Genomic DNA, 13,344 nt, shown 5'->3' with positions numbered 1-13,344 from the left:
CCTTCTTCGCTGCCGCGACGAGGCCCTCTAGGCCGCATCCTCGTCGCGGTGTCGCGTGTGCCGGCTGACCCCCCGCCGAACCGCCCGAAGGACGAGAAGACCATGACCTACCTGGAGACGAGCGCACAGCAGCCGTCGTCGATGCCGGTGCACAAGTACCGCCCCTTCCACGAGCAGATCCGCGTCGACCTGCCGGACCGTCGCTGGCCCGACAACCGGATGACCCAGGCGCCGCGGTGGTGCGCGGTGGACCTGCGCGACGGCAACCAGGCCCTGATCGAGCCGATGAACCCCGCGCGCAAGCTCGAGATGTTCGAGCTGCTGGTGCAGATGGGCTTCAAGGAGATCGAGGTGGGCTTCCCGTCCGCCTCGCAGACCGACTTCGACTTCGTGCGGATGCTCATCGAGGAGGACCGCATCCCGGACGACGTCGTCATCCAGGTGCTGACGCAGGCGCGCGAGCACCTGATCGAGCGGACGTACGAGGCCATCGCCGGGGCCAAGCAGGCGATCGTGCACCTGTACAACTCGACCTCGACCCTGCAGCGGGAGGTCGTGTTCCGCTCCGACGAGGACGGCATCGTCGACATCGCCGTCTCGGGCGCCCGCTTCTGCAAGAAGTACGAGGAGCTGATCCCGGACACGGACGTGTACTACGAGTACTCGCCGGAGTCCTACACGGGGACCGAACTGGAGTACGCGCTGCGCATCTGCAACGCGGTGCTCGAGGTCCTGGAGCCGACGCCCGACCGCAAGGTGATCATCAACCTGCCCGCGACGGTCGAAATGGCGACGCCCAACGTCTACGCCGACTCGATCGAGTGGATGAGCCGCAACCTGCGCTACCGCGAGAGCGTCGTCCTGTCGCTGCACCCGCACAACGACCGCGGCACCGCCGTGGCCGCGGCCGAGCTGGGCTACCTGGCGGGCGCCGACCGCATCGAGGGCTGCCTGTTCGGCAACGGCGAGCGCACCGGCAACGTCTGCCTGGTGACGCTGGGCATGAACCTGTTCAGCCAGGGCATCGACCCGCAGCTGGACTTCTCCGACATCGACCACATCCGCCGCACCGTCGAGCGCTGCAACCAGCTGCCCGTCAACGAGCGGCACCCGTACGGCGGCGACCTGGTGTTCACCGCGTTCTCCGGCTCGCACCAGGACGCGATCAAGAAGGGGCTGACGGCGCTCGAGGCGTCGGCGGCGCGTCAGGGCAAGACCGTCGACGACGTCGTCTGGGCCGTCCCGTACCTACCGATCGACCCGAAGGACGTCGGCCGGTCCTACGAGGCGATCATCCGAGTGAACTCGCAGTCCGGCAAGGGCGGCATCTCCTACCTGATGAAGTCCGAGAAGGACCTGGACCTGCCGCGCCGGCTCCAGATCGAGTTCTCGCAGGTGGTGCAGCGGCACACCGACCAGCACGGCACCGAGGTCACGGCCGACGAGCTCTGGCACATCTTCAACGACGAGTACCTCCCGGTGGAGCCGGGCAGCCCGTTCGCGCCGTGGGGCCGGTTCTCGCTGCGCGGCACGCGAGGCACCAGCGTCGAGGACGGGCCCGACACGCTCGAGGTGGACCTCGTCGACCGTGGCGTGGCCCGCACGCTGCAGGGCTCGGGCAACGGGCCGGTCGCGGCGTTCGTCGCGGCCGTGAAGTCGCTCGGGGTCGACGTCGCGGTGCTCGACTACGCGGAGCACGCCCTCTCGTCGGGCGGCGACGCCACGGCCGCCGCGTACGTCGAGTGCGCGATCGGCGACGAGATCCTGTGGGGCGTCGGCATCGACCCCTCCATCACGACCGCCTCGCTCAAGGCGATCATCTCGGCCGTCAACCGGCACGAGCGCTGACGGCGCCAGCCGCCCTCGAGCCATCCCGACCTGCCCCGCGGCGGCGACACCGCCTGCCGTCCCGGGGCGCGCGCGGTCGTCCGTCGGTGACCCCGGCGACGCCCGCACGCCCCCTCCGCGCCGCCGACCCTCGCCCGTACCCCGTCACACCCTCGACGGGTGCGGGGCCGACGAGGCGTCGGCGGCGCGGCCGGTCGCCGGTCCGTCCGCGCCGGTCCGGTCTACGGTGGCCGTCGTGCGCTTCCAGGTCGTCCCCGCCGCCTACGTCGTGCTCCGCCGTGACGACGAGGTCCTGCTCCAGCTCCGGCGCGGGACCGTGTACATGGACGGGCACTGGGCGTGCGCAGCCGCCGGGCACGTCGAGCGCGGCGAGTCGGTGGTGGCCGCCGCGGTCCGCGAGGCGCGCGAGGAGCTCGGGATCGACGTCGCCGCCGCGGACCTCGTCGGGCTCACCGGCATGCACCGCACGAACGGGACGGGCGACCCCATCGACGAGCGCGTGGACTGGTTCTTCCAGTGCACGCGCTGGACGGGCGTGCCCGTGCTGCAGGAGCCCGACAAGGCCGCCGACCTGCGGTGGTTCGCGCTGAACGCGCTGCCCGATCCGGTCGTGCCGCACGAGCGCGCGGTACTGGACGCGCTGTTGCGCGGTGCCGTGCCCGCGGTCATGACCTTCGGGTTCTGAGCGGGCGGTTCGTCGCACTGCCAGCCGACTTCGTGTGCGCCTCAGAACCGTCGCTGACGAAATCCCTCCGATCGAAGTGTGGATAACCCGGCGAATCGAACATATGTTCGATAGACTGCACAGGTGACAGCGAATCGACTTCACTCTCGCGGCGCCAACGGTGAGGAGAGCCGTGCGCCGGAGGTGTGGGGCGCCGAAGTCGAAGTCGACGCCGACGCCGACGCCGTGGTCGTCGGGCGGTGGCGCCACGAGCTCGTGGCGCGACTCAACCGCTTCGGCGGTTCGAACGCAGAGCTCGTGAGTTTGATCGCGGCGCTGGAGGAGCTCAAGTCGGCGGCGTGCGCGCTGCAGGCGGAGGCGGCCGTAGCGGTCGATCGTGCGGAGCGGGACCGGCAGGCGCGTGCGGGCGTGCCGGCCAGACGTCGCGGGCTAGGTGTGGCCGCGCAGGTAGGGCTGGCTCGCCGAGAGTCGCCCCACCGCGGCACGGCCCTTCTCGGTGCCGCGAGAGTGTGGCTCACCGAGATGCCGCACACGTTCCGCGCGCTGCGCGAGGGACACCTCTCCGAGCACCGGGCGATGCTCCTGGTCCAGGAGACCGCCTGCCTCGACGTCGAGGACCGCCGTGAGGTCGACGCCCTGCTGTGCGGTGACCCGTCGACGCTGGAGGGGATCGGGACGCGCCAGCTCGTCGCAGCGGCGCGAGGTCACGCGGCCCGGCTCGATCCTGCTGCAGTGGTGCGTCGGGCCAGGCGAGCCGAGTCCGAGCGACGTGTGACCTTGCGGCCCGCGCCGGACACGATGACGTACCTGACGGCGCTGCTTCCCGTGGCGCAGGGGGTCGCCGTCTACGCGGCTCTCTGCCGGGCAGCAGACGCGGCAGCGGCGACGCCGGCCGGCGCGGCATCCGCAATGTCTGGAGGCACCGCCGCCGCGACTCCGGATTGCGCAGTGACCCCGACGCCGGCCGGCGCGGCATCCGCGAGGCCTGGTAGCGCCCCGGCCGTGACTCCGGCCGGCGACCTCGTGCGGGCACGGCGGAGCCGTGGGCAGGTCATGGCCGACACGCTCGTGGAGCTCGTCACCGGTCAGTCGATCGCCTCGGCGGTGCCGGTCACGGTGAACCTCGTCCTGAGCGACTCGGCCCTCCTGGGCGCGGACCACCAGCCTGGCCACGTGACGGGTGGCGGCTCGGTGCCGGCCCAGATCGCTCGCGAGCTGGCTGCCGCGGGGATCGACGCCGACGCGGCATGGCTGCGGCGCCTGTACGCGGACCCGTCGGGCGACCTGGTCGCGATGACCTCCCGCGCTCGGTTCCACCCCGACGGGTTGGCCGAGTTCCTGCGGATCCGCGACCAGGGCATCTGCCGAACTCCGTACTGCGGTGCTCCGGTACGGCACATCGATCACATCGTGCCGGTTGCCGCAGGCGGCCAGACGACGGCCGAGAACGGCGAGGGCCTCTGCGTCGCCTGCAACCTGGCGAAGGAGGCGCCGGGATGGTCGCGCCGGCTGGTGCCGCGAGCTGGCCCCGGGCATGAAGTGCTGACGACCACGCCGACCGGTCACCGGTACCGAAGTCGCGCCCCGAGCCTGCCTGCGCCAGCCGCGGTCGCCGCGCCGGAACCAGCCAGAGTCGACTCGTCTGCGCCAGGTGGGGTCGCCTCGCCTGTGCGAGCGGGGGTTTCGGCACCCGAATCAGCCGGGGTCGCCGACCCCAGACCGGCCGGGGTCGCCGCGGAAGAGGGCGGGATGCGCACGACGGCCGGCATGGATTCCGTGATCGACGTCTGCTTCAGGCTGCTGGCAGTCGAGTACGCGGAGCTCGCTGCCTGATCGGTGTCGGTCGCCACCCGCGCGCCGACGGCGACTGTCGGTGCCGCGGGAGACAATGTCGGGGTGAGCCTCTATCGCGACGAGGCGATCGTCCTGCGCACCCACAAGCTGGGGGAGGCCGACCGCATCGTCACCCTCCTGACCCGGTCGCACGGCAAGGTCCGTGCGGTCGGCAAGGGGGTGCGCCGCACCTCGTCGAAGTTCGGGTCGCGGCTCGAGCCGTTCATGTACGTCGACCTCCAGCTGAGCACGGGCCGCAACCTCGACATCGTCACGCAGGCCGAGACGCTGGGCCCGTTCGGGCGCCGGATCTGCGAGGACTACACGCTCTACACGGCCGGCACGGTGATGCTCGAGACGGCGGACCGGCTGGTCGAGGCGGAGCACGAGCCGTCGCTGCAGCAGTACTGGCTGCTGGTCGGCGCGGTGAAGGCGCTGGCCTACCGCGACCACGCGCCGGGACTGGTGCTCGACTCCTACCTGCTGCGGGCGCTGGCCGTCGCCGGGTGGGCGCCCAGCTTCACGGACTGTGCGCGCTGCGGGGAACCCGGGCCCCACTCGGCGTTCGCCGTGGCGTCGGGCGGCGCCGTGTGCCGTGCGTGCCGGCCGCCGGGTGCCGCGGCCCCGGCTCCCGAGACGTTCGAGCTGCTGGCGGCGCTCCTCGCGGGGGAGTGGTCGGTAGCTGACGCGAGCGCCGAGCGGCACCGCGGCGAGGGGAACGGCCTGGTCGCCGCCTTCTGCCAGTTCCACCTCGAGCGCCAGCTGCGCTCGCTGCCGATGGTCGAGAGGGTCTGACCTCCCGCCCACCGGAGCACGGCGTCACCCACGGCTCGCCGATGGTCGAAGGGTCTGACCGTCCGACCACCGGCAGAGGCCGTCAGAGCAAGGCGTCCACGGCGGTCGCGAAGCCGGCCGGGGCAGGGTCCTTCGAGCCGGTCTCGATGAGCCGGCGCAGGTTGCCCAGGATGTACGAGCTCCACGCGTCGTCGCAGACGTCGTAGCACTCGTGCTCGGGCACCAGCCCGACGTGGGTGAAGACGACCTGCGTGCGGCCGTCGCGCTCGGTGAGGTCGAACGTGACCGTCGTGCCGGTCCACTCCTCCTGGTCGGCGATGAACGTGAGCCGGCTGTCGAGGACGAGCCAGGCGATCCGGCTGCCGGGTACCAGCTCGGTGATCCGGAACTTGGAGTAGTGCACGTCGGTCACCAGATAGCTGAACTCCTCGCCGAGGCGATCGGTCCGGCCCTCAATCTGCGGCTCGGTCGGGGCGGGCGGACCGGACCACCACCCGCGGACGTCGTTGATGGCGGCGAAGGTGTCCTCGGGCGTCCGGTCGACGGTGAAGGTCAGCGTGAGGCTGGTGCTCATGGCGGTCGGTCCTCTCGAAGTGCAATCGATATGTTGCACTTCACGCTAACCGGCCGGCACGCATAGTGCAACCAATCGGTTTCACCTCGTGGGACACGGCAGAATGTCGACGTGCCGCACGCCGTCGAACCGCCGTACCCGCATCCTTCCGGCGCGCGTCCCCCGGAGATCCCGAAGCAGTTCGTCCCGAAGCACGTCGCCGTCGTGATGGACGGCAACGGACGCTGGGCCAACGCGCGCGGGCTGCCGCGCACCGCCGGGCACGCCGCGGGGGAGGCGTCGTTGCTCGACGTGGTCGCGGGAGCGATCGAGGTCGGCGTCGAGTACGTGTCGGCGTACGCGTTCTCCACCGAGAACTGGTCGCGCTCGCCCGACGAGGTGCGCTTCCTCATGGGCTTCAACCGCGACGTGCTGCGGCGCCGGCGGGACCTCATGAACTCGTGGGGCGTCCGCGTGCGCTGGGCCGGTCGACGCCCGAAGCTGTGGCGCTCGGTGATCAACGAGCTGGAGACCGCCGAGGAGCTCACCAAGGACAACACCACGGTGACCCTGACGATGTGCGTGAACTACGGCGGCCGGGCGGAGATCGCCGACGCCGCCCAGGCCATCGCGCGCGAGGTCGCGGCGGGTCGCGTGAAGCCGGACAAGGTCAACGAGAAGCTGTTCGCCCGCTACCTCGACGAGCCCGACCTGCCCGACGTGGACCTGTTCCTGCGGTCGTCGGGCGAGCAGCGGACCTCGAACTTCATGATCTGGCAGGCGGCCTACGCGGAGCTGGTGTTCCTGGACGAGCCGTGGCCGGACGTCGACCGGCGGCACCTGTGGCGCGCGGTCGAGACGTACGCGCGGCGCGACCGGCGGTACGGCGGGGCCGTCGACCGAGCCGCCGGGCCTGCATAACCGACAGCGGAGGGGTCAGGCGCCGGCGACTGTAGCGACCGGGTCGGCCGCGCGGTCGAAGGCGTCAGTCGCCGACGACCGCCGGGACGGGTTCGGCCGCGCGGCGTGCGCGGCGCCGCCCGAGCAGCCAGCCGACGCCGAGCACGACGACGACGGCCACCCCGGCGAGCACCCACGGCGAATGCGCGAACAGCGCGAGCGCCGCCCACACCGCGCCGAACCCGACGGTGGCCCAGACCACCGCCCAGACCAGCGCGCCCGGGATCGACGCCAGTGCGAAGCGCAGGTACGGCATCTTGATCAGGCCGGCCGAGGCGAAGATCGCGGTCTGCAGACCCACCGTGAGGTACGCCAGGGTGATGGCGACCGCACCCCATCGGCGCACCAGGTCGAGCCCCCGCTGCGCCGCGCGCGTGTCGGTCCACGCCTCGAGCCGGAGCATCGTGGCGTGCCACCAGCCGGGCGCACCCTCGTTCTCGTGCACCGCCTGCGCGCCCCGCACCACCCCGCGGCCCGCCCAGTAGGTGAGGTGCGAGCGGGCGAAGACGATGAGGAAGAGGACCACGACGGCGATGGCGAGGGAGGTGCTCCCCAGGCCGTAGGCGTCGCGGACGTCGGTCACCTGGCCGATTCTACGGCGCGGGTGAGGCGGGCCTTACCTGGAGATCGTCGTGCACGTCGTCCACCAGCAGCACGTCGTCGACCATGTCCGGGTGTGGGTCGCGAGGCGGCTGCGGACGCGACATCAGGGGGCGCAGGGTCGCCGCCACCGCGTACACGAGGATGGCGAGGACCACGATGGTCGCGCCGGGCGGGATGTCCTGCCAGTACGTGAGGACCAGCCCGACCACGCTCACGACGACCCCGATCACGCTGGCCAGGGTCATCGTCCGGCCGAACGAGCGCGCGAACAGCTGGGCGATCGCCACGGGCACGATCATCAGCGCGCTCACCAGCAGCAGCCCGACCACGCGCATCGCGATGGTGACCGTCAGTGCGGCGATCACCGCGACGACCATCGACAGCAGGCGGACCGGCAGCCCGCTGGCCCGGGCGAACTCCTCATCGTGGCTCACGGCGAACAGCGCGGTGCGCAGGCCGAGACCCACCCCGAGCACCACCACGGCCAGCCCCGCGGTCCACCACAGGTCGGTGGTCGACACGGTCGAGATGGAACCGAACAGGTAGCTGATCAGGTTGGCGTTGGTGCCGCCGGCCACCTTGATGAGCAGCACGCCGCCCGCGATGCCGCCGTAGAACATCAGCGCGAGCGCGAGGTCGCCGCTGGTGCGCCCGCGCTCGCGCACGAGCTCGATGATCACGGAGCCGGCGATGGCCGCGACGACCGCGCCGGGCACGGCGAGCGTGTCCTGCGGCACCAGCCCGGCCCAGCTGCCGACGAGCCACCCGACGGCCACCCCGGTGAGCGCCACGTGCCCGATGCCGTCGCCCATGAGGGCCATGCGGCGCTGGACGAGGAACGTGCCGACCACCGGCGCGCAGGCACCGACGAGGATCGCGGCGATGAGCGCCCGCTGCATGAGCGGGGAGCTGAGCAGCTCGACCACCTGGTCCCACGCGGTCACGGGTTCACCTCCACCGACAGGGACGGCCCGGAGCGCGGCGGCTCGGGGTCGGGGTGCGCGTGCGTGTGGTCGTGCCACTCGCCGGCGTGCTCGCCGCGGGCGCGGGGCGCGGGGCCGTCGTGCGCGACGCGGCCGTGCCGGAGCACGATGGCGCGGTCGATCAGCGGGGCGAACGGACCCAGCTCGTGCAGGATCACGACGACCGTGGTGCCGGCGTCGTGCAGGCGGCTGATCGTGTCCACGAACGTCGCCTGCGTGGGGATGTCGATGCCGGACGTCGGCTCGTCGAGCACGAGCAGGTCGGGGTCGCGCACCAGCGCCCGGGCGATGAGCACGCGCTGCTGCTGGCCGCCGGACATCTCCTGGACCCGCTGCTGCGCCCGGTCCGCGAGCCCGACGTCGGCGAGCGCGCCGAGGACCCGCTGGCGGTGCCCGCGCGGGGGACGCAGCGAGCGGCCGTGCAGGAGCCCGGACGTCACCACCTCGTAGGCCGTGGCGGGCACGCCGGCGGCGGCGGGGAGCCGCTGCGGCACGTAGCCGATGCGATCCCAGGGGGCGGCCGGTCCCAGCTCTGTGCCGAACAGCCGCACGGCCCCGGTGGTCCGGGGGATCACGCCGAGCAGCGTGCGCACCAGGGTCGACTTGCCGGAGCCGTTCGCGCCGAGCAGGGCGAGCACCTCGCCGGCGGGCACCACGAGGTCGATGCCGTCGAGGATCGGCTGTCCGCCCAGGGTCACACCGAGGCCGGTCGCCTCGATCACGGGGGCGCTCACGAGCAGGACAATGCCATGCGGAGGGCGTCGAGGTTGCGCTCGGCGATGGAGAAGTAGTCGTCCTCGGGGTGTGCGAGGCCCTCGATCGGGTCGAGGACCGCGCTCTGGATGCCCAGGTCGTCGGCGAGCGTCTCGGAGACCTTCGGGCTCACCAGGCTCTCGAAGAAGATCGTGCTGACGTGCTGCTCACGCACGATCTTCTCGACGGCGGCGAGCCGCGCGGGCGATGGCTCCGCCTCGGGGTCGATGCCGGAGATGCCGACCTGCTCGAGGTCGTACCGGTCGGCGAGGTAGCCGAACGCCTCGTGCGAGGTGACGAAGGTGCGCGTCTCGCACGTGGTCAGGCCGGTGTCGTAGGCCGCGTCGAGGTCGTCGAACCTCTGGTTCAGCGCCGCCGCGTTGGCCGCGTACGCGGACGCGCCTGCCGGGTCGATCGCGCTGAGCTCCTTCGCGACGTCGTCGACCACCGACGGCATCCGGCTCGGGTCGAGCCAGAAGTGCGGGTCGAGGGCGCCGTGGTCGTGCTCCTCGCCCGCGTCGGCGCCCTCCTCGTGACCGTGCTCCTCCGCGGGCGTCATGAGCGTCGTGTCGTTCGCCGCGTCCACCACGTGCACCGGCGACGTCTGCGCGACCGCGTCGTCGACGGCCGCCTGGAAGCCGGAGAGGTAGACGACCAGGTCCGCCTGGTCGATACGCGAGACCTGCGCGGGCGACAGCTCGACGTCGTGCGGCTCGGCGCCCGGCGGCGTCAGCGACCGCACGGTCACCCGGTCGCCGCCCACCTGCTGGGCGACGAACTGGAGCGGGTAGAACGAGGCCATCACGTCGACGGTGCCCTCGGCGACGCCGGGATCGCTCGCGCAGCCGGCCAGCAGGAGCGGGGCGGCGACGAGCGGGGCGAGCAGCCGACGTCGGGGATGGATGGACATGACGATCATTCTCAGTTAGACGAGAACGGTTGTCAAAACGGTGCGCGCCGCCGACGGGTAGCCTGGGCAGCGCCTTGTGCCCCACCGCGACGACCGTCGTCGCGGTCCACCCGCCCGCGACACCCAGCCGCGGGCGCCACCACCCTGGAGTGATCGATCGTGGCTGCACCCTCCCGCCTGGACCCCGTCGTCTCCCTCGCCAAGCGACGCGGGTTCGTCTTCCCGAGCGGTGAGATCTACGGCGGTACGCGATCCGCGTGGGACTACGGACCGCTGGGCGTCGAGCTCAAGGAGAACATCAAGCGCCAGTGGTGGCGAACCATGGTCACCAGCCGCGACGACATCGTCGGCCTCGACTCGTCGGTGATCCTGCCGCGCCAGGTCTGGGTCGCCTCCGGCCACGTCGGCGTGTTCACCGACCCGCTCACCGAGTGCCTCAACTGCCACAAGCGGTTCCGCGAGGACCACATGCTCGAGGAGTACGAGGAGAAGAAGGGCCGGGCGCCCGAGAACGGCCTGGCGGACATCGCCTGCCCGAACTGCGGCACCCGCGGCCAGTGGACCGAGCCCCGCGACTTCAACATGATGCTGAAGACCTACCTCGGCCCGGTCGAGGAAGAGTCCGGCCTGCACTACCTGCGGCCCGAGACGGCCCAGGGCATCTTCGTGAACTTCAAGAACGTGTACTCCACCGCGCGCATGCGTCCGCCGTTCGGCATCGGCCAGATCGGCAAGTCGTTCCGCAACGAGATCACGCCCGGCAACTTCATCTTCCGCACGCGCGAGTTCGAGCAGATGGAGATGGAGTTCTTCGTCGAGCCCGGCACCGACGAGACCTGGCACCAGTACTGGATCGACCAGCGCACCGACTGGTACGTCGACCTGGGGATCTCGCGCGAGAACCTGCGCCACTTCGAGCACCCGAAGGAGAAGCTGTCGCACTACTCGAAGCGCACCGTCGACATCGAGTACCGCTTCGGCTTCCAGGGCAGCGAGTGGGGCGAGCTCGAGGGCATCGCCAACCGCACGGACTTCGACCTCAAGACGCACACCGAGCACTCGGGCCAGGACCTGTCGTTCTTCGACCAGGCCAAGAACGAGCGCTACGTCCCGTACGTCATCGAGCCCGCCGCGGGCCTCACGCGCTCCCTCATGGCGTTCCTGGTCGAGTCCTACCACGAGGACGAGGCGCCCAACACGAAGGGTGGCGTCGACACCCGCACGGTGCTCAAGCTCGACCCGCGTCTCGCGCCGGTCAAGGCCGCGGTCCTGCCGCTGTCCCGCAACGAGTCGCTGTCGCCGAAGGCGCGCGACCTGTCCGCCGAGCTCCGCAAGAACTGGAACGTCGAGTTCGACGACGCCGGCGCGATCGGCCGCCGCTACCGCCGCCAGGACGAGATCGGCACCCCGTTCTGCATCACGGTCGACTTCGACACCCTCGACGACCAGGCCGTCACCATCCGGCACCGCGACGACATGACGCAGGAGCGCGTGGCCCTCGACAAGGTGACGGGCTACCTCGCGCAGCACCTCGTCGGCGCCTGACCACAGTCGTTCCACGACGCCCGTCCCGTCCATGCGGGGCGGGCGTCGTCGTGGGCGGATGACATCCGTCATGCCGGGTTCGTGACGTGCGGCGGGGGAGCGGCAGCGGACGGCCGGTCAGGATCGAGCCATGACCTTCACCGACACCCTCCCCACGCCGGCACCGTCCGGCGCCGGACCGCTGGCGATCGAGCTGCGCGGTCTGCACAAGTCCTTCGGCACCGTGCGTGCCGTCGACGGGATCGACCTGGCCGTCCAGCCGGGTGAGGTCGTCGCCTTCCTCGGCCCCAACGGCGCCGGCAAGACGACCACGATCGACATGCTGCTCGGCCTGGCACAGCCCGATCAGGGCACGGTGTCGGTACTCGGGCTGGACCCCAGCCGCGCGATCGCCGAAGGGCGGGTCTCGGCGGTCATGCAGACCGGCGGGCTCCTCAAGGACCTCACGGTGGGCGAGACGGTCGAGCTGACCGCGTCGTTCTTCCGGACCGCGCGGACCGCGACCGAGGTGCTCCGCCGCGCCGGCATCGCGGACATCGCCGACCGCCGCGTGGGCAAGTGCTCGGGCGGCCAGCAGCAGCGGCTCCGGTTCGCGCTCGCGCTGCTCCCGGACCCGGACGTCCTGGTCCTCGACGAGCCGACCACCGGCATGGACGTCGAGGGGCGCCGCGACTTCTGGACGGCGCTGCGGGCCGACGCCTCGCGCGGCCGCACGATCCTCTTCGCCACGCACTACCTCGAGGAGGCCGACGCGTACGCCGACCGGATCGTGCTGATCAGCCACGGGCGGATCGTCGCGGACGGGTCGGCCGCGCAGGTGAAGAACATGGCCTCGGGCCGGCTGGTCACCGCCACGCTGCCCGACCTGACGCCCGCCGAGAGCGCCACGCTGCACGCCATCCCCGGGGTGCAGTCGGTCGAGCTGCGCCGCGACCGGATCCTCGTGCACACGTCCGACTCCGACGGCGTCGCGCGCCACCTGCTCACCGCCACGTCGGCGAGCGACGTCGAGATCACCGCCCGCGGGCTCGAGGACGCGTTCCTCGCGCTGACCGGCGACACCACCACGACTGGGAGTGCAGCATGAGCGCCACCGCCCTCGCGACCGTCCGCGCCACGGACCGGACGCCCCGCACCGGCCTGATCAACGGCCCGTTCCTGTCCATCGAGCTCCGCCGCCTGCTGCGCAACCGCCGCACGGTGATCTTCACGCTGATCATGCCGCCGGCGTTCTTCCTCATCTTCGGCACGGCCGACGCGTACAAGACGCAGTCCGTCGGCAACGGCAACGTCACCGCGTTCATCATGGTGTCGATGGCGCTGTACGGCGCCATGCTGGCCACCACCAGCGGCGGGGCGAGCGTGTCCGTCGAGCGCTCGCAGGGCTGGACCCGTCAGCTGCGGCTCACGCCGCTGCGCCCGGCGACCTACGTGTTCACCAAGGTGGCCGTCGCCATGGTGATGGGCCTCGCCGCGGTCGTCGTGGTCGCGGCCGTCGGGCTGGTCAGCGGAGCCACCGGCGACACCGGTGCGCTCGTCGCGTCCCTCGGGCTCGCGTGGCTCGGCTCCGTGGTCTTCGCCGCCTTCGGCCTGTTCATGGGCTACCTGCTGCCGGCCGAGAACGTCATGCAGATCCTCGGCCCGGTGCTCGCCCTGCTCGCGTTCGCGGGCGGCCTGTTCGTCCCGCTCGGCGACGGCCTGTTCGCGGACATCGCCAAGGTGGTGCCGACGTACGGGCTGGCGGAGATCGTCCGGGCGCCGCTGACCGGCGACTCGCCCAGCATCTGGGCCGTCGTCAACGTCGTCGGCTGGGCGGCCGTCTTCGTCGGCGGCGCGGCGTGGCGGTTCCGTCGCGACACGGCGCGGGTGTGACCCG

The 13,344-nt window shown here is 71.6% G+C and carries 13 protein-coding genes; 8 read left to right on the top strand and 5 right to left on the bottom strand.

All coding sequences use genetic code 11. From position 1 onward, the window contains the following. The first annotated feature begins 102 nt into the window (after positions 1–102). The 4 genes from leuA to recO all read left to right on the top strand — a co-directional run bounded on the left by leuA (position 103) and on the right by recO (position 5,161). Positions 103–1,848 carry a 2-isopropylmalate synthase gene (leuA, locus tag AC1DQC_RS11770; protein WP_477051416.1) on the top strand — a complete coding sequence of 582 codons (1,746 nt, stop codon included), beginning with the start codon at positions 103–105 and terminating at the stop codon, positions 1,846–1,848. Between the two features lie 235 nt (positions 1,849–2,083). Next, positions 2,084–2,533, top strand: coding sequence for an NUDIX hydrolase (locus AC1DQC_RS11765; protein WP_477051415.1), 450 nt, complete (start codon positions 2,084–2,086; stop codon positions 2,531–2,533). A gap of 123 nt (positions 2,534–2,656) precedes the next feature. Further along, on the top strand, positions 2,657–4,366 hold the full coding sequence (locus tag AC1DQC_RS11760; protein WP_477051414.1) for an HNH endonuclease: 1,710 nt from the start codon (positions 2,657–2,659) through the stop codon (positions 4,364–4,366). A 63-nt stretch (positions 4,367–4,429) separates the two neighbouring features. Further along, on the top strand, positions 4,430–5,161 hold the full coding sequence (recO, locus tag AC1DQC_RS11755; RefSeq protein WP_477051413.1) for a DNA repair protein RecO: 732 nt from the start codon (positions 4,430–4,432) through the stop codon (positions 5,159–5,161). Positions 5,162–5,243: 82 nt separating this feature from the next. Here the strand turns inward: recO and AC1DQC_RS11750 are convergent, their stop codons facing one another. Further along, positions 5,244–5,735, bottom strand: a complete 492-nt coding sequence (locus AC1DQC_RS11750) for an SRPBCC family protein (RefSeq protein ID WP_477051412.1) — start codon at positions 5,733–5,735, stop codon at positions 5,244–5,246. A gap of 111 nt (positions 5,736–5,846) precedes the next feature. Here AC1DQC_RS11750 and AC1DQC_RS11745 point away from each other — a divergent pair, with 111 nt between their 5' ends. After that, a complete protein-coding gene (locus AC1DQC_RS11745) occupies positions 5,847–6,635 on the top strand; it encodes an isoprenyl transferase (protein ID WP_477051411.1) in 789 nt (262 codons plus the stop codon). A gap of 64 nt (positions 6,636–6,699) precedes the next feature. Here AC1DQC_RS11745 and AC1DQC_RS11740 read toward each other — a convergent pair whose 3' ends face one another. Genes AC1DQC_RS11740 through AC1DQC_RS11725 form a run of 4 tightly spaced genes read right to left on the bottom strand, consistent with a single transcriptional unit; the run spans position 6,700 to position 9,923 of the window. Then, positions 6,700–7,257, bottom strand: a complete 558-nt coding sequence (locus AC1DQC_RS11740) for a DedA family protein (RefSeq protein WP_477051410.1) — start codon at positions 7,255–7,257, stop codon at positions 6,700–6,702. Positions 7,258–7,267: 10 nt separating this feature from the next. Next, positions 7,268–8,176 (bottom strand): metal ABC transporter permease, encoded by a 909-nt coding sequence (locus tag AC1DQC_RS11735; protein WP_477051440.1) that lies wholly within the window; start codon positions 8,174–8,176, stop codon positions 7,268–7,270. 41 nt (positions 8,177–8,217) lie between these two features. After that, positions 8,218–8,994 (bottom strand): metal ABC transporter ATP-binding protein, encoded by a 777-nt coding sequence (locus tag AC1DQC_RS11730; RefSeq protein ID WP_477051409.1) that lies wholly within the window; start codon positions 8,992–8,994, stop codon positions 8,218–8,220. Further along, on the bottom strand, positions 8,991–9,923 hold the full coding sequence (locus AC1DQC_RS11725; RefSeq protein WP_477051408.1) for a metal ABC transporter substrate-binding protein: 933 nt from the start codon (positions 9,921–9,923) through the stop codon (positions 8,991–8,993). Before AC1DQC_RS11725 ends, AC1DQC_RS11730 begins: the two co-directional genes overlap by 4 nt. A gap of 159 nt (positions 9,924–10,082) precedes the next feature. Between AC1DQC_RS11725 and AC1DQC_RS11720 the strand changes: the two genes are divergently transcribed. The 3 genes from AC1DQC_RS11720 (at position 10,083) to AC1DQC_RS11710 (ending at position 13,340) form a co-directional block, all read left to right on the top strand. Next, positions 10,083–11,468, top strand: a complete 1,386-nt coding sequence (locus AC1DQC_RS11720; protein WP_477051407.1) for a glycine--tRNA ligase — start codon at positions 10,083–10,085, stop codon at positions 11,466–11,468. Positions 11,469–11,598: 130 nt separating this feature from the next. Further along, on the top strand, positions 11,599–12,555 hold the full coding sequence (locus AC1DQC_RS11715) for an ABC transporter ATP-binding protein (RefSeq protein ID WP_477051406.1): 957 nt from the start codon (positions 11,599–11,601) through the stop codon (positions 12,553–12,555). After that, complete coding sequence (locus AC1DQC_RS11710; RefSeq protein WP_477051405.1) at positions 12,552–13,340, top strand: ABC transporter permease; 789 nt, start codon at positions 12,552–12,554, stop codon at positions 13,338–13,340. Before AC1DQC_RS11715 ends, AC1DQC_RS11710 begins: the two co-directional genes overlap by 4 nt. Positions 13,341–13,344 lie beyond the last annotated feature (4 nt).

It is taken from the genome of Cellulomonas sp. P4_H12 (assembly GCF_056400905.1).
The sequence above is the reverse complement of the archived record's forward strand: the minus strand, read 5'-3'. Positions and strand labels throughout refer to the sequence as shown.